Source organism: Bacillus sp. RHFS10 (genome assembly GCF_016757475.1).
GTDB lineage: Bacteria > Bacillota > Bacilli > Bacillales > Bacillaceae > Bacillus > Bacillus subtilis_G.
Map to the genome: position 1 here is coordinate 416939 of NZ_JAESPO010000002.1, position 16624 is coordinate 433562.

Annotated in this window: 18 protein-coding genes; 15 read left to right on the top strand and 3 right to left on the bottom strand. The window is 44.7% G+C overall.

The annotated features are described in order from the left end of the window. Nucleotides 1-193: 193 nt before the first annotated feature. Complete coding sequence (gene pyrG / locus JMN17_RS08755) at nt 194-1801, top strand: glutamine hydrolyzing CTP synthase (RefSeq protein ID WP_087992719.1); 1608 nt, start codon at nt 194-196, stop codon at nt 1799-1801. A gap of 83 nt (nt 1802-1884) precedes the next feature. On the opposite strand, the gene JMN17_RS08760 is transcribed toward pyrG, so the two are convergent. Next, nucleotides 1885-2406 (bottom strand): DUF2529 domain-containing protein, encoded by a 522-nt coding sequence (locus JMN17_RS08760; RefSeq protein ID WP_087992718.1) that lies wholly within the window; start codon nt 2404-2406, stop codon nt 1885-1887. A gap of 165 nt (nt 2407-2571) precedes the next feature. Between JMN17_RS08760 and spo0F the strand changes: the two genes are divergently transcribed. The 11 genes from spo0F (at nt 2572) to JMN17_RS08815 (ending at nt 13104) form a co-directional block, all read left to right on the top strand. Beyond that, nucleotides 2572-2946, top strand: coding sequence for a sporulation initiation phosphotransferase Spo0F (gene spo0F / locus JMN17_RS08765; protein ID WP_003227621.1), 375 nt, complete (start codon nt 2572-2574; stop codon nt 2944-2946). 178 nt (nt 2947-3124) lie between these two features. Then, on the top strand, nt 3125-3982 hold the full coding sequence (locus tag JMN17_RS08770; RefSeq protein ID WP_087992717.1) for a class II fructose-bisphosphate aldolase: 858 nt from the start codon (nt 3125-3127) through the stop codon (nt 3980-3982). A gap of 118 nt (nt 3983-4100) precedes the next feature. Next, a complete protein-coding gene (gene fsa / locus JMN17_RS08775; RefSeq protein ID WP_087992716.1) occupies nt 4101-4739 on the top strand; it encodes a fructose-6-phosphate aldolase in 639 nt (212 codons plus the stop codon). A gap of 376 nt (nt 4740-5115) precedes the next feature. Further along, nucleotides 5116-6405, top strand: coding sequence for a UDP-N-acetylglucosamine 1-carboxyvinyltransferase (locus tag JMN17_RS08780; protein WP_087992715.1), 1290 nt, complete (start codon nt 5116-5118; stop codon nt 6403-6405). A 30-nt stretch (nt 6406-6435) separates the two neighbouring features. Then, entirely contained in the window at nt 6436-7401 is a 966-nt protein-coding gene (glpX, locus tag JMN17_RS08785) for a class II fructose-bisphosphatase (protein ID WP_202327922.1), read from the top strand. Nucleotides 7402-7614: 213 nt separating this feature from the next. Continuing rightward, nucleotides 7615-7776: a hypothetical protein gene (locus JMN17_RS08790; protein WP_141113417.1), complete on the top strand. Its 162-nt coding sequence runs from the start codon at nt 7615-7617 to the stop codon at nt 7774-7776. A 30-nt stretch (nt 7777-7806) separates the two neighbouring features. Then, nucleotides 7807-9090: a transcription termination factor Rho gene (rho, locus tag JMN17_RS08795; protein WP_010328939.1), complete on the top strand. Its 1284-nt coding sequence runs from the start codon at nt 7807-7809 to the stop codon at nt 9088-9090. Between the two features lie 118 nt (nt 9091-9208). Continuing rightward, the gene (gene rpmE / locus JMN17_RS08800; RefSeq protein ID WP_003151132.1) at nt 9209-9409 is read left to right on the top strand and encodes a 50S ribosomal protein L31; all 201 of its coding nucleotides are present in this window, start codon (nt 9209-9211) and stop codon (nt 9407-9409) included. An 85-nt stretch (nt 9410-9494) separates the two neighbouring features. Continuing rightward, nucleotides 9495-10082, top strand: a complete 588-nt coding sequence (locus tag JMN17_RS08805; protein ID WP_087992712.1) for a thymidine kinase — start codon at nt 9495-9497, stop codon at nt 10080-10082. Nucleotides 10083-10369: 287 nt separating this feature from the next. After that, complete coding sequence (malS, locus tag JMN17_RS08810; protein ID WP_187441503.1) at nt 10370-12067, top strand: oxaloacetate-decarboxylating malate dehydrogenase; 1698 nt, start codon at nt 10370-10372, stop codon at nt 12065-12067. Nucleotides 12068-12147: 80 nt separating this feature from the next. Next, complete coding sequence (locus JMN17_RS08815; RefSeq protein WP_087992710.1) at nt 12148-13104, top strand: AEC family transporter; 957 nt, start codon at nt 12148-12150, stop codon at nt 13102-13104. A gap of 35 nt (nt 13105-13139) precedes the next feature. Here the strand turns inward: JMN17_RS08815 and racA are convergent, their stop codons facing one another. Continuing rightward, nucleotides 13140-13694 (bottom strand): chromosome-anchoring protein RacA, encoded by a 555-nt coding sequence (racA, locus tag JMN17_RS08820; protein ID WP_087992709.1) that lies wholly within the window; start codon nt 13692-13694, stop codon nt 13140-13142. 121 nt (nt 13695-13815) lie between these two features. Further along, nucleotides 13816-14202, bottom strand: a complete 387-nt coding sequence (gene gloA2 / locus JMN17_RS08825; protein WP_202328229.1) for an SMU1112c/YaeR family gloxylase I-like metalloprotein — start codon at nt 14200-14202, stop codon at nt 13816-13818. Between the two features lie 125 nt (nt 14203-14327). Between gloA2 and prfA the strand changes: the two genes are divergently transcribed. The 3 genes from prfA (at nt 14328) to JMN17_RS08840 (ending at nt 16615) form a co-directional block, all read left to right on the top strand. Continuing rightward, on the top strand, nt 14328-15398 hold the full coding sequence (gene prfA / locus JMN17_RS08830) for a peptide chain release factor 1 (RefSeq protein WP_087992708.1): 1071 nt from the start codon (nt 14328-14330) through the stop codon (nt 15396-15398). 1 nt (nt 15399) lies between these two features. Then, nucleotides 15400-16266 (top strand): peptide chain release factor N(5)-glutamine methyltransferase, encoded by an 867-nt coding sequence (prmC, locus tag JMN17_RS08835; RefSeq protein ID WP_087992707.1) that lies wholly within the window; start codon nt 15400-15402, stop codon nt 16264-16266. Nucleotides 16267-16327: 61 nt separating this feature from the next. Then, complete coding sequence (locus JMN17_RS08840; RefSeq protein WP_087992706.1) at nt 16328-16615, top strand: DUF5316 family protein; 288 nt, start codon at nt 16328-16330, stop codon at nt 16613-16615. Nucleotides 16616-16624: the final 9 nt, after the last annotated feature.

A 16624-nucleotide genomic window follows, 5' to 3' on the forward strand; every position in this document is an offset into this window, starting at 1 on the left:
AGTATGTATTTTGGGCTCTTCAAAAACGAAGAGAGAACATAGTGCGTTTATGCTCCCTTTCAAGAAATTGAAAGGGAGCTTTCTTATTTTCACCCCTCATTTTTCTTAATAAATCATTTAAAAGGCTAAATGATTTTCTATAAAACAGTACATTTTAAAAATGTAGCCAAGAGCGAAGAGAGGAGCAAACGAAATGACGAAATATATTTTTGTAACAGGGGGAGTCGTATCCTCACTTGGAAAGGGTATTGTAGCAGCTTCATTAGGACGTTTGCTGAAAAACCGCGGAATGAACGTGACAATTCAAAAATTCGATCCATACATCAACGTCGACCCGGGAACAATGAGCCCGTATCAGCACGGTGAAGTATTCGTAACGGATGACGGCGCTGAAACAGATCTGGACCTTGGTCACTATGAGCGTTTTATCGATATCAACCTGAATAAATTCAGCAACGTGACAACAGGTAAAATTTATTCAACAGTTCTTAAAAAAGAACGACGCGGAGACTACCTTGGCGGAACTGTACAAGTTATCCCGCACATCACAAACGAGCTGAAAGACCGTGTTTACCGCGCAGGGAAAGAAACAAACGCAGATGTCGTTATTACAGAAATCGGCGGAACTGTCGGGGACATCGAATCACTGCCATTCCTTGAAGCGATCCGCCAAATGAAGAGCGACATCGGCCGTGAAAATGTCATGTACATCCACTGTACGCTTGTACCTTACATTAAAGCTGCGGGCGAATTGAAAACAAAACCGACACAGCACAGTGTAAAAGAATTGCGCAGCTTGGGCATTCAGCCAAACATCATCGTCGTTCGTACAGAAATGCCGATTTCTCAAGATATGAAAGATAAAATCGCGCTATTCTGCGACATTGATACAAAAGCTGTTATCGAGTGTGAGGATGCGGACAACCTTTACTCCATTCCGCTTGAGCTTCAAAAACAAGGGCTTGATAAGCTTGTTTGCGAGCACATGCGATTGGAATGCAAAGAAGCGGAAATGTCCGAGTGGAAAGAGCTTGTTAACAAGGTCAGCAATCTGTCTCAAACGATCACGATCGGCCTTGTCGGTAAATACGTTGAGCTTCCTGACGCGTACATCTCTGTCGTTGAATCACTCCGCCATGCGGGCTATGCGTTCGACACAGATGTAAAAGTGAAATGGATCAACGCGGAAGAAGTAACGGAAAGCAACATTGAAGAGCTTACAAGCGGAACGGACGGCATCATCGTGCCGGGCGGATTCGGAGACCGCGGTGTTGAAGGCAAAATTGTCGCAACAAAATACGCGCGCGAAAACAACATTCCGTTCTTGGGCATTTGCCTGGGCATGCAGGTTGCCTCTATTGAATACGCACGAAACGTATTGGGCTTAAAAGGCGCTCACTCAGCTGAAATTGATCCGTCAACTCAATACCCGATCATCGACCTTCTACCTGAACAGAAGGATGTTGAGGATCTCGGCGGAACGCTCCGTCTCGGCCTTTACCCTTGTAAGCTTGAAGAAGGCACAAAAGCCTTTGAAGTGTATCAGGATGAAGTGGTGTACGAGCGCCACCGCCACCGCTATGAATTCAACAACGAATTCAGACAGCAAATGGAAGACCAAGGCTTCATTTTCTCAGGCACAAGCCCTGACGGACGCCTTGTTGAAATCATCGAGCTGAAAGACCACCCTTGGTTCGTGGCTTCTCAGTTCCACCCAGAGTTCAAATCAAGACCGACAAGACCTCAGCCTCTATTCAAAGGCTTTATCGGAGCGTCTGTCGAAGCTGCAAATCAGAAGTAATAAAAAAGACTTGCCGTTTTTATTAAAAGCGGGCAAGTCTTTTTTATTTGTTTCCTGCAAGATACAGCATGTACAATAAGGTATTATGCATACTCTTGCAAAATTTCTTTTAATGTAAACGATAAAGCATGGTAAACATACAGTGCCGTCATTAAAGAGGGAAATCCGTAACGGGTGCCGTTTTCATCGGGAACAAGCGGCATTTTTAATTTGGAATCAATATGCACATCACAATATTGTTCAATTCCCGCGCTGTCTTTAGCTGCCGGCGATACGCATACGATTCCCGCACCCTTTTCATAAAGCTCTTTCGCGAGCGCCTGCTCTTCGGCAGTGCCCGCCCCTGAGCAAAACATCAGCACCCTGTCGCTTTCTGTCACTTCATCAGCGCTTTCTGGAAAGGGTTTGACAGAAGGCAGCGGCTCTGTGCTTTCGGCAGCCTCATATAAGACGCCCTGAAGCTCATTTGCTCCGTATATATATATGGAATGCCCGCTGATCACCGCTTGAGCAAGCAGCCGTGCCCCATCTTCAATCGCGTCAGATTCCTTATCCTGAATGCGGGAAAAAATACCTGTTAACTGCGTCGTAAATATTTTCAACATAAGTGAATCCTCCTTTATAACGTACAATATCATTATACAACAAAAGAGAAAATGCTCAGAAAATGTCGTAAAGTAGACTATTATAATTAAAGGAAATAGGAAAATCAAACAGAATACATACACTACTGCTTACTTTTGACGAAAATCATAATATTGGGGTGTAAAATGATGAATGAAAAAATTTTAATCGTTGATGATCAATACGGCATACGTATTTTGCTTAACGAAGTATTCAATAAAGAAGGCTACCAGACGTTTCAGGCTGCAAACGGCCTGCAGGCGCTTGACATCGTGACAAAAGAACGGCCCGACCTTGTGCTTCTGGACATGAAAATTCCCGGGATGGACGGAATTGAAATTTTAAAACGGATGAAGGTCATTGACGAAAACATTCGGGTGATCATCATGACGGCATACGGAGAACTCGACATGATCCAGGAATCAAAGGAACTGGGCGCTTTGACGCATTTTGCGAAGCCTTTTGATATCGATGAAATCAGAGATGCCGTGAAAAAATATCTGCCCCTGAAGTCTAATTAACAAAGAAGATACAAATGAATGATGTCATTGTGTTGCCCATTTGTCGAAAAGTTGGTATTCTAGTTATGGAGAAAAAGCGATCTGAGTATTTACATATGACAGCAATATATGGGTCATGCTAGGGTGGAAAGCTTTTTTCGCTAGAAGACAATCAGGCTACATAAGGAGGACATTCGACATGCCTTTAGTTTCTATGACGGAAATGTTGAATACAGCTAAAGAAAAAGGGTACGCTGTAGGACAATTTAACTTAAACAACCTTGAGTTTACTCAAGCGATTTTACAAGCAGCTGAAGAAGAAAAATCTCCAGTGATCCTTGGTGTTTCCGAAGGTGCGGGACGCTACATGGGCGGCTTCAAAACAGTCGTAGCTATGGTAAAAGCACTTATGGAAGAGTATAAAGTGACAGTTCCTGTTGCGATTCACTTAGACCACGGTTCAAGCTTTGAATCTTGTGCGAAAGCGATTCATGCAGGTTTCACATCTGTCATGATCGACGCTTCTCACCATCCATTTGAAGAAAACGTTGAAACAACTTCAAAAGTTGTTGAGCTTGCTCATTTCCACGGAGTATCTGTAGAAGCTGAGCTTGGAACAGTCGGCGGACAAGAAGATGACGTTATCGCTGAAGGCGTAATCTACGCTGACCCTAAAGAGTGCCAAGAACTTGTTGAGCGCACTGGCATCGACTGCCTTGCACCTGCATTAGGTTCTGTTCACGGCCCTTACAAAGGCGAACCAAACCTTGGTTTCAAGGAAATGGAAGCTATCGGTAAAACAACTGGTCTTCCATTAGTTCTTCACGGCGGTACTGGAATTCCGACTGCTGACATCAAAAAATCAATTTCACTTGGTACAGCTAAAATCAACGTAAATACTGAAAACCAAATTTCTTCTGCAAAAGCTGTTCGCGATACATTGGCAGCTAAGCCTAACGAATACGATCCTCGTAAATACCTTGGACCTGCTCGTGAAGCGATTAAAGAAACAGTTATCGGTAAAATGCGTGAATTTGGTTCATCAAACCAAGCTTAATTTAATTGGAACTTTTATAGCCGCCTGACAGCTTGACAGGCGGTTTTCCGTCTATCTTTAGAAAGCGCAATCATATTCGCAATTCAGAAAAATTCTTACTCAAGGAGGCTTTTTGAACATGTTATTTTTTATTGATACAGCCAATATCGATGAAATTAGAGAAGCGAATGAATTAGGAGTTCTTGCCGGTGTAACGACGAACCCTAGTTTAGTAGCAAAAGAAGCTAACGTATCATTCCACGACCGTCTTCGCGAGATCACAGACGTCGTGAAAGGTTCTGTAAGCGCTGAGGTTATTTCTTTAAAAGCTGAAGAGATGATCGAGGAAGGAAAAGAACTGGCGAAAATCGCTCCGAACATCACGGTGAAAATCCCGATGACGTCTGACGGTCTAAAAGCTGTAAGAGCCCTTACTGAATTAGGCATCAAAACAAACGTCACATTGATCTTCAATGCAAACCAGGCGCTTCTTGCTGCCAGAGCAGGGGCAACGTATGTATCTCCTTTCCTGGGACGTTTAGATGACATCGGCCACAACGGACTTGACCTGATTTCAGACGTCAAAGCCATTTTTGACATTCACGGTCTTGACACGCAAATCATTGCGGCGTCAATCCGCCATCCGCAACACGTGACAGAAGCCGCTCTAAGAGGGGCCCATATCGGCACCATGCCGCTGAAAGTCATTCATTCACTCACTAAGCATCCGTTAACAGACAAAGGAATCGAACAATTCCTGGCAGACTGGAATAAATAATTCAAAGGGCGGCAAACAGCTTATGCCTGTTTGCCGCAGCCTTTGTTTTTCACCGTCCTGATACAGCGGACCTTCAGATGCTGACGCCGCTTTACAGAGAAGGAATCATTGGGCTGCAGAAGCTGATATCGGAATGAAGTGTTTGCGTACTGCTTTTGCCGGATGACGACGTTGTTTCTCAAGCCGGCGGGTCTCTGTGCATTTTCGAAACCTGTGCCCCGCAAAGCTTCGCTATTTTCTTCCTGATATTTTACAATGTGTTGTATTCTTTCTCTTCGAATTGGCTAGATTTTGGACATGAGCTTTATTTGCAGAGACAGAATAAAATGACATTTTATTTAGCTCCGCAGCTATCTTCTTATGGAAGGAGACTATCATGGAAAAGTTGAATATTGCCGGCGGTGACTCGTTAAACGGTACAGTACATATCAGCGGCGCTAAAAACAGTGCCGTTGCATTAATACCTGCAACCATTTTGGCAAATTCCGAGGTGACAATTGAAGGGCTTCCAGAGATTTCAGATATTGAAACGCTGCGTGACCTGTTAAAGGAAATCGGCGGCAACGTGCATTTCGAGAATGGGGAGATGGTTGTTGACCCCACGTCGATGATCAGCATGCCGCTTCCTAACGGAAAAGTAAAAAAGCTTCGCGCGTCTTATTATTTAATGGGGGCGATGCTCGGCCGCTTTAAGCAGGCCGTCATCGGATTGCCCGGCGGCTGCCACTTGGGCCCCCGGCCGATTGATCAGCATATCAAAGGCTTTGAAGCGCTTGGAGCTGAAGTGACCAATGAACAAGGCGCCATTTATTTGCGTGCTGAAAGGCTGAGAGGCGCACGCATTTATTTAGATGTCGTGAGTGTAGGGGCAACCATTAACATTATGCTTGCCGCTGTCTTGGCAGAAGGGAAAACGCTCATCGAAAACGCTGCGAAGGAACCTGAGATTATTGATGTTGCGACACTGCTTACGAGCATGGGCGCCAAAATCAAAGGTGCGGGAACCAATGTGATCCGAATCGACGGCGTGAAAGAACTGCACGGCTGCAAACACACAATCATTCCGGACAGAATTGAGGCAGGTACATTTATGATTGCGGCTGCTGCAATGGGCAAGGAAGTCATGATCGATAATGTGATCCCCACTCATCTGGAGTCGTTAACAGCAAAGCTGAGAGAAATGGGCTATCATATTGAAACAAGCGATGACCAGCTTCTCATTGTCGGCGGGCAGAAGCACTTAAAGCCGGTTGATGTCAAAACCCTCGTATACCCGGGCTTTCCGACTGATTTGCAGCAGCCGATGACGGCGCTCCTGACAAGAGCAAAAGGGACAAGCGTCGTAACGGACACCATTTACTCGGCAAGATTCAAGCACATTGATGAGCTGAGACGGATGGGTGCCAATATGAAAGTAGAAGGCAGATCCGCCATCATCACAGGTCCTGTCGAGCTTCAAGGCGCAAAAGTGAAGGCGAGCGACCTGCGTGCCGGAGCCTGTCTGGTGGTAGCCGGCCTGATGGCTGACGGCGTCACGGAAATTACGGGCCTGGAGCACATTGACCGCGGATACAGCACCCTTGAGAAGAAGCTTGAGGGGCTTGGAGCGACAATCTGGCGTGAAAGAATGACTGACGAAGAAATAGAACAGCTTCAAAATTCATAATGGTTTCTTGTGAGAGGAGATCGTGTTGAAATGGAAAGAAGTTTATCAATGGAATTGGTGCGTGTGACCGAAGCTGCGGCATTGGCATCTGCAAGATGGATGGGCCGGGGAAAAAAAGACGAGGCTGATGAAGCCGCAACAAGCGCAATGAGAGATGTTTTTGATACAGTTCCGATGAAAGGAACCGTTGTGATCGGTGAAGGGGAAATGGACGAAGCGCCGATGCTGTATATCGGGGAAAAACTCGGAAACGGGTACGGTCCGCGCGTGGATGTCGCAGTTGACCCTCTTGAAGGCACAAACATCTTGGCAAGCGGCGGCTGGAACGCGCTGACGGTTATTGCGGTCGCAGACCACGGCACGCTTCTGAACGCCCCTGACATGTATATGGAAAAAATCGCAGTCGGCCCGGAAGCGGTGGGCTGCATTGACATCGAAGCACCTGCCATTGATAACCTTAAAGCGGTGGCAAAAGCGAAAAACAAGGACGTTGAGGACGTTGTTGCCACTATCTTAAACCGTGAAAGACACGCGAAAATTATTTCTGAGCTTCGTGAGGCAGGCGCCAGAATCAAATTGATCAATGATGGCGATGTCGCAGGCGCCATCAATACGGCTTTCGACCACACGGGCGTTGACATCCTGTTCGGATCAGGCGGAGCTCCTGAGGGTGTGCTTTCTGCTGTTGCGCTAAAAGCGCTGGGCGGAGAAATAATTGGTAAACTCCTTCCGCAAAATGAAGAAGAAATCACGCGCTGCAACAAGATGGGCCTTGATTTAAGCAAAGTCCTTCGTATGGAAGACCTTGTGAAGGGTGATGACGCTATTTTTGCAGCTACCGGCGTAACTGACGGCGAGCTGTTAAAAGGTGTTCAATTTAAAGGTTCTGTCGGCACAACTGAAAGCATAGTGATCCGTGCAAAATCAGGTACTGTCCGCTTTGTTGACGGCAGACACAGCTTGAAAAAGAAACCAAATCTTGTAATCCGTCCATAACAAACAGAAAAAGCGGGTGTGAGCCTGCTTTTCTTTTGCAAAAAAGAGTCAACTCTATCAATTCAGTGTCAAAACCTTATTTCAGTTGAATAATTTTCTGAAATAAGGTAAAAATAAAGAGTGCTGCGAATTTTACTGCGTAATTCCTTCTTTTAAGCACTAGGAAAGTTTTAATTTCTACCGCATACAGACGATATAAGTATTGATCTTCTCATGTTTTTGTCCTCGCTTCCTTCAAAACTCATTAAGACAATCCTTTTAACAAAAGCGCCGATCATGGGTGGAAGTGTTACCGATAGAAGTTCCTTTATGTTAAAAAAAGAATGTGCTTTGGCGGATGTTGTGCAAAAGCAGCAGGTTATATGTACAGAGTAAGATATTGACTATGAAAAGCGTGGTGTTTTTATGAAAAACGTATCTATTTCCTCTTTGGAAAATATGAAATTGAAAGAGCTTTATGAACTTGCAAGACATTATAAAATCTCCTATTACAGCAAACTGACAAAAAAAGAACTCATTTTCGCCATTCTGAAAGCAAATGCAGAACAGGAAGATCTGCTGTTTATGGAAGGCGTTCTTGAGATCATCCAGTCTGAAGGTTTCGGCTTCCTGAGACCGATCAACTACTCTCCAAGCTCAGAAGACATTTACATCTCAGCTTCTCAAATCCGCCGTTTCGATTTGCGAAACGGAGACAAAGTATCAGGCAAGGTTCGTCCGCCAAAAGAAAATGAGCGTTACTATGGACTTTTGCACGTTGAAGCAGTAAACGGGGATGATCCCGAATCTGCAAAAGAGCGTGTGCATTTCCCGGCTCTTACACCTCTTTATCCAGACCGTCAAATGGTGCTAGAAACAAAACCTAACTTCTTGTCTACAAGAATTATGGACATGATGGCGCCGGTCGGATTTGGACAGCGCGGTTTGATTGTTGCACCGCCAAAAGCCGGAAAAACGATGCTGCTGAAGGAAATTGCCAACAGTATTACAGCGAACCAGCCAGAAGCAGAGCTCATCGTGCTTTTGATTGACGAAAGACCGGAAGAAGTAACTGATATCGAGCGTTCTGTGGCTGGGGATGTCGTCAGTTCAACGTTTGATGAAGTGCCGGAAAATCATATCAAAGTGGCCGAGCTTGTACTTGAGCGCGCAATGCGTCTTGTAGAACATAAAAAAGACGTCATCATTCTGATGGACAGCATCACACGCCTTGCCCGCGCCTACAACTTAGTGATTCCGCCGAGCGGAAGAACGCTTTCCGGGGGGATTGACCCTGCGGCGTTCCACCGTCCGAAACGCTTCTTCGGGGCTGCGAGAAATATCGAAGAGGGCGGCAGCTTAACTATCCTTGCTACGGCTCTGGTCGATACCGGCTCACGTATGGATGATGTTATTTATGAAGAATTCAAGGGAACAGGCAACATGGAGCTTCACCTTGACCGCTCTTTGGCCGAGCGCCGCATTTTCCCGGCCATCGATATCCGCCGTTCAGGAACGCGCAAGGAAGAGCTGCTTGTGCCTAAAGAGCATCTTGATCGTTTATGGTCGATCCGCAAAACGATGTCTGATTCACCTGATTTTGCGGAAAAATTCATGAGAAAAATGAAAAAAACCAAAACAAACCAGGAATTTTTCGACATTCTCAATCAAGAATGGAAACAGGCAAATCTATCATCTGCAAGAAGGTAAATAGTATTTGCAAAAGAAGTAAATCACTGATATAATTTTCTTATATGCGTTTCGGACAATGCTCCGAAATAATAACTCTGTTTCCACACTGGATTCAGGGCGGAAGGAGATGGATACAATGAAGGCAGGAATTCATCCTAATTTCAAAAAAGCAACAGTTAAATGCGCTTGTGGAAATGAATTTGAAACAGGCTCAGTAAAAGAAGAGGTACGCGTTGAGATTTGCTCTGAGTGCCACCCATTCTACACTGGCCGCCAAAAATTCGCTTCTGCTGATGGTCGTGTTGATCGCTTTAACAAAAAATACGGTCTTAAGTAATAATAGATTTTTCAACAGGCAAGCAGTCTTGCCTGTTTTTTATATTGTCTAAAACACAGCTGGCAGAAAGAGGGGAACAGAGCCTATGTACATAATGAAACAAAGCGGTTGGCTTGAGCTGATTTGCGGCAGCATGTTCTCGGGGAAATCTGAAGAGCTGATCAGAAGAGTGAAGAGAGCGACTTACGCCAAGCAGGAAGTCAGGGTATTTAAGCCTGTGATTGATAATCGATACAGTGAAGATGCTGTTGTCTCCCATAATGGAACATCCATGAAGAGCTATGCCATTTCTTCTGCTGCAGATATTTGGGACCATATCAGTGAGCGTACGGATGTGATTGCGGTTGATGAAGTGCAGTTTTTTGACCAGGAAATTGTTGAGGTTTTATCATCCCTTGCCGATAAAGGCTACCGTGTGATTGCAGCCGGTCTTGATATGGATTTTAGAGGAGAGCCGTTCGGTGTCGTCCCGGATATTATGGCGATTGCGGAAAGTGTGACGAAGCTGCAAGCCGTCTGTTCCGTCTGCGGATCGCCGGCGAGCAGAACACAGCGCCTGATTGACGGCAAACCTGCTTCCTACGATGATCCGGTCATTTTGGTGGGCGCATCCGAATCGTATGAAGCGAGATGCAGACACCATCACGAAGTTCCAGGGAAATCTAAAAAATAGCCCGAAGCATGGGTATAAAGATAGAAAACACCGGCTAAAAACACCGGTGTTTTTTTTATATTCTGATAATAATTAATTAAAAAATTTAATTAAGTGTATTAAAAAATTAAGTAATTTTCTTCCCTTGAATTTTGATTTTCACAGGCATACAATAGCTTACGTAATGTAAATAGTTTTTAGACATTGTTCGAATAATTGTCATAAAGTCGCATAAAGATCATGATCGGATTTTCAAGATGGGTTATTACTTAACTTTGTTAACTATTTCAAGAAAGAAGGAGATTTGCTTGAATAACATAAAAAAAACGAAGGAAGGCCATTTAGAAACAACTCTTAGAGGAAAAGAAGTTTTATCTATTCCTACTTTAAATAAAGGTGTTGCTTTCTCATTAGAGGAAAGACAAGAACTTGGCTTAGAAGGACTTCTTCCGCCAACTGTACTTTCTCTAGATCAACAAGCAAAACGCGCATATGAGCAGTTTAAAGCTCAGCCAGACCGCCTCCGTCAAAATGTTTACTTAAATGATTTGGCAAACCGTAACGAAGTTCTTTTCTATAAATTGCTGAAAAACCATCTTCGCGAAATGCTTCCTGTTGTATACACACCGACAGTCGGCGAAGCGATTCAAGAATACAGCCATGAGTACAGAAGACCTCAAGGTATCTACTTGTCAATCGACAATATTGAGGGTATTGAAAAAGCTTTTGAAAACCTTCATGCGACAGCAGGCGATATTGATCTTATCGTTGCAACTGACTCTGAAAGCATCCTCGGAATCGGTGACTGGGGTGTAGGCGGTATTAACATCGCGATCGGTAAATTGGCTGTTTACACTGCAGCAGCTGGTATTGATCCAAGCCGTGTTATCCCGGTTGTGCTTGATGTCGGTACGAACAACGAAAAACTTTTAAATGATCCTTTATATATCGGTAACCATCATGAGCGTATTTCAGATGAACGTTATGAAGAATTCGTTGATGCGTATGTAAAAGCTGCGCTGAAATTCTTCCCTAAAGCACTTCTTCACTGGGAAGACTTTGGTAATAAAAACGCGCGTAATATCATGAAGAAATACAACAACGACATTCTGACATTCAACGATGATATTCAAGGTACAGGCGCGATTACACTTGCTGGTGTGCTTGCTGCTATGAAGAAAACAGGCGCATCTATTAAAGATCAGCGTGTTGTTGTCTTCGGTGCAGGTTCCGCAGGTATCGGAATCGCCGACCAAATCCGTGACACAATGGTGCTTGCGGGATTATCTGAAGAAGAAGCGAACAAACGCTTCTGCACAATTGATTACAGAGGCTTGCTGACTGAAGAAATCGAAGGCATCCTTGATTTCCAAAAACCTTACCTTCGCAGTGTAGATGAAGTGAAAGATTGGAAACGCGATGAAAAAGGCCAAATCCCATTCGATGAAGTGGTTCGCCAAGCGAAACCAACGATCTTAATCGGTACTTCAGGTGTATCAGGCGCGTTTACAGAGGAAATTATAAAAGAAATGGCATCTCACGTAGACCGTCCGGTAATCATGCCGATGTCAAACCCGACTCACCTTGCGGAAGCGACTCCTGAAGATCTATTCAAATGGACTGACGGAAAAGTGCTTGTAGCAACAGGAAGCCCGTTTGAAAATGTGGAATACAACGGTGTTTCTTATGAAATCGGACAATCTAACAACGCATTTGCATTCCCTGGTCTTGGACTTGGTTCAATTGTAGCTGAAGCGCGTGTGATTACGCCTGCTATGTTTGCTGCAACTGCTGATGCGATTGCTGAAATGGTTGATTTTGAAACACCTGGAGCAGGATTGCTTCCAAGCATTGATAAGCTTCAAGAAGTTTCTATTCAAGTTGCGATTGCCGTTGCTGAAGCAGCTATTAAAGAAGGCGTAGCAAATCGTCAGCCTGAAGATGTGAAACAAGCGGTTCTTGATGCCATGTGGACACCGGAATACAAAAAAGTCATCGCAAAATAATTAGCGATTAAATACATCGTCCGAGGGAAAGCTTTTTGGAAAGCTAAAGTATACGGACATAGGATTTGGAGGAGAATATTTTGAGCATCTTAGATATCTTAATCCTCCTGGCACCGATCTTCTTTGTTATCGTGCTGGGATGGTTTGCAGGACATTTTGGAAGTTATGATGCCAAGTCGGCAAAAGGGGTAAGTACGTTAGTAACGAAATACGCACTTCCAGCTCACTTTATCGCTGGTATTTTGACTACTTCCAGAAGTGAATTTTTATCTCAAATTCCGTTAATGGTTTCTTTAATTATTGGGATTGTTGGTTTCTATATTGTTATTTTATTGCTTTGCAGATTTGTGTTTAAATATGATTTAACGAACTCATCCATATTTTCTTTGAACTCTGCACAGCCGACATTCGCATTTATGGGTATTCCTGTACTGGGAAGCTTGTTCGGCGCGCAAGAGGTTGCGATTCCGATCGCGGTTACAGGTATCGTTGTTAATGCGATTCTTGATCCGCTTGCGATTATTGTCGCTACTGTCGGTGTGTCTTCTAAGAAAAACGAAGAGGGCGGCGACAGCTTCTGGAAGATGACAGGAAAATCAATCCTGCACGGTCTTTCTGAGCCGCTTGCAGCTGCTCCATTAATCAGTATGATCTTAGTGCTTTGCGGTGTGACTCTACCTGAGCTGGGTGTTAAAATGCTTGACCAGATTGGAAGCACAACATCTGGTGTGGCTCTCTTTGCTGTCGGTGTTACTGTTGGTATCCGCAGTATCAAACTCAGCGTACCAGCATTTGGTATTGCGCTGCTCAAAGTTGCGGTTCAGCCTGCGTTAATGTTCTTGATTGCTCTTGCAGTCGGACTTCCAGCTGACCAAATGACAAAAGCGATCCTTCTTGTTGCATTCCCTGGTTCTGCCGTAGCAGCCATGATTGCAACTCGTTTCGAAAAACAAGAGGAAGAAACTGCTTCTGCATTTGTAATCAGTGCGATTCTGTCATTGATTTCACTTCCAATTATTATTGCGCTTACTGCGTAAATCAAAAAAGCTCCCTTTACGGGGAGCTTTTTATATTAGGTTTGAAATTTGAACAGTGACAGCAGCGGTTTTTTTCTTGTTTTGTTTTTTTCGGAAGCGGCAGCGGTCTCGGGGATCGGCTGGGCGGTGAATTCTTTCATTTGTGAGGTCAGTGATTGCATGTCTGCAAGGATGTCATCAATTTCCCTGCGGTGCTGAAGCAGCTGATAAGATACACCCTCATCCGCTTTTTGCTTCAGCTGGCGTTCCAGTTCCTCGAACCTTGCCAGCAGTTCGTTTTCGTCCTGCTTTTGCAGTAATAGGGTGTTCAGCTTCTGTTCGAGCTGCTCGATTCTTCGTTCTGTGTCGCCATTTGTATTTTGGACAAGGAAGCCTGTGCGCTTTTTAGTGCTTTGAGGCACATGAATATCCTGAATCGCCTTGCCTTCAGAGATTTGTTTCTGTACAGATTTTAGAATCTTCACGTCTTCTGCCGTGAACGAATAGTGCCCGAGCTCATTGCGTTCGGCCGGAAGATTCAGCTGCTTCACCCACCGCTGCACCGTTTTTGCGGAGACGCCGAGTTCACTTGCTACCATATTTGTATTCATGATCCCATACCTCCTTTTTAGCTAGGTATTCGACCATAGAATGCGGTTCCCTTCCTGTTAGACAAAACAAGAAAAGATTCGGCAAAGAAAGTGGGTATCTTCTTTTTTTCTTCAAAAACCGTTATTGTTCATACAGTTCTAAAGGAAGCTGGTCAGGATCAAAAAAGAAGGTGAAACGCTTGCCGGTCAGTGGATCTGTTCTGACGGGCTCTGTTTCGATTCCTTTTTTATGAAGCTCCTGAACCGCTTCATCCAAGCTGCTGACTGTAAAGGCGAGATGGCGCAGGCCTGCCGCTTCAGGCTCGGTTTGGCGTGCGGGTGGATCGGGAAACGAAAACAGCTCAATAGCATACGTGCCGTTAAGTGACAAATCAAGCTTATAGGAGCCCCGCTCTTCTCGATACGTTTCTTGAATGACTTGAAAACCAAGCTTATGTACGTAGAAAGCTTTCGACTTTTCATAATCTGAACATATGATTGCAATATGATGTATGGATTTCAGCATGATGATCCCTCCTCGATTCCCAGTATAGCAGAGGAGGCATTTCCAACTTGGATTGAAATGCTTTTGACTGGGGTTAATCACTATACTATAATGAGAATGTTACGCACAGGAAAACAGAGGTGAAGACCGTGTTAGACCGATTAAAGTCAATCGAAGAACGATACGAAAAATTAAATGAGCTTTTAAGCGATCCAGAAGTAGTCAACGATCCGAAAAAGCTAAGAGAATATTCAAAAGAGCAATCTGATATACAAGAAACAGTTGACGTATATAGACAATACAGAGATGCGTCAGAACAGCTGACTGATGCAAAAGCGATGCTTGAAGAGAAGCTGGACGCTGAAATGCGCGAGATGGTGAAGGAAGAGATTTCTGAACTCCAGAAGGAAACGGAAACACTGTCTGAACGCCTCAAAGTGCTTCTGATCCCGAAAGATCCTAATGATGACAAAAACGTTATTATGGAGATCCGCGGAGCTGCGGGAGGCGAAGAAGCCGCTTTATTCGCGGGCAGCCTGTACAGAATGTATTCCCGTTACGCTGAGCTTCAAGGCTGGAAAACAGAGGTCATGGAAGCGAGTGTAACCGGAACGGGCGGCTACAAAGAGATCATCTTTATGATTACGGGGAGCGGCGCATATTCTAAACTCAAATATGAAAACGGCGCCCATCGCGTACAGCGTGTTCCGGAAACAGAATCAGGCGGCCGTATCCATACATCGACTGCAACAGTAGCGTGTCTTCCTGAGGCGGAAGAGGTAGAGGTTGACATCCATGAGAAGGATATCCGAGTTGATACGTTTGCTTCAAGCGGACCGGGCGGACAAAGCGTGAACACCACAATGTCTGCCGTTCGTCTGACGCACTTGCCGACAGGTGTTGTGGTATCATGCCAGGATGAAAAATCTCAAATCAAGAACAAAGAAAAAGCAATGAAGGTTCTCCGTGCCAGAATCTATGATAAATTTCAGCAGGAAGCCCAGGCTGAATATGATCAAACACGGAAATCAGCAGTTGGATCAGGTGATCGCTCTGAGCGTATCCGCACATACAACTTCCCGCAAAACCGTGTGACGGATCACAGAATCGGCCTGACGATTCAAAAGCTTGATCAGATTCTTGAAGGAAAACTTGACGAAGTGGTTGAAACACTGATCGTTGAAGATCAGGCAAGCAAGCTTCAACAGTCGGAAGGTTAAGATGAAGACGATATTTGAAGCCCTGAAATGGGCTTCTTCTTATTTAACCGAAGCGGGAAGAGAAGAAAACGCTGCCGAGCTTCTTTTGCTTTATGATACCGGAATGGACAGAAGCAAGCTGCTCGCCAGCTTACAGGAACCGATTGGCGAAGACGAACTGTATCGCTTTCAGCGTCACGTTGAGATGCATAAAGAGGGCGTGCCGGTTCAGTACATTATAGGAAAAGAGTTTTTTTACGGGCGGGAATTTATGGTGAATGATGATGTACTGATTCCGCGGCCGGAAACAGAAGAGGTTGTCTATCATTTGCTTGAAAAATATCGGCGTGTCTTTTCGGAAGACGGCCGGGTTGATGTCGTTGACGTCGGTACAGGGAGCGGTGCGATAGCCGTCACGCTTGCGCTTGAAAACAAAAATTTTTCTGTGTCGGCGGTCGATATTTCAAAAGAGGCGCTGCAAGTCGCCTCTGCTAATGCGGAAAAGCTTGGAGCTGATGTGCACTTTTATCAGGGCGATCTGCTAGAGCCTTTTATTATGGCTGGAAAAAAAGCGGATATTATCGTCTCGAATCCTCCTTATATTTCAGAAGAAGAGATGGCTGATCTATCAGAGATTGTCCGTTTTCATGAGCCGCTTCACGCTCTCACTGATGGCGGAGACGGGCTCAAATTTTATAAGCGGTTTATGGAAGACATCCCGCTTGTCATGAAGAATAAAGTGTTTGTCGTTTTTGAAATCGGATGGAATCAGGGAGCGGCGGTCAAAGAACTGATCCTCAAGACGTTTAAGGGTGCGGAAGTGGAAGTGCTGAAAGATATTAATGGAAAAGACAGAACCATATGCGCTGTGATTCATAAAAATATATAAGCAGCTTGCTGGCGAGTTGATGAATCAAGCTGTTTTAACACCAGCAAAGGGGATGTGAAAGATGAAAAAGGCCCTGGCAGCAGGAATCTTGCTCATTGCGATTGAAAGTATGATCGGCACCATTGTTCCGCAGGCACTTCCATTTGAGTCGATTTTTGGCATTGCGTCTCTTATTTTGATTGGGCTCGCGATCATCACATCGGGTTTGGCCGTAAGCGGAAGCGATCAGCGGGCAAACTACCATTCAGAAACGAAAGAAGGCCGTACATCCCGCATGAAAATGGCGGCAGCTTTCTTTGTTGCGGGGATACCCTCTATTCTTTGTTATTTGCTGACGATTTTGTTTTAATGAAAAAGG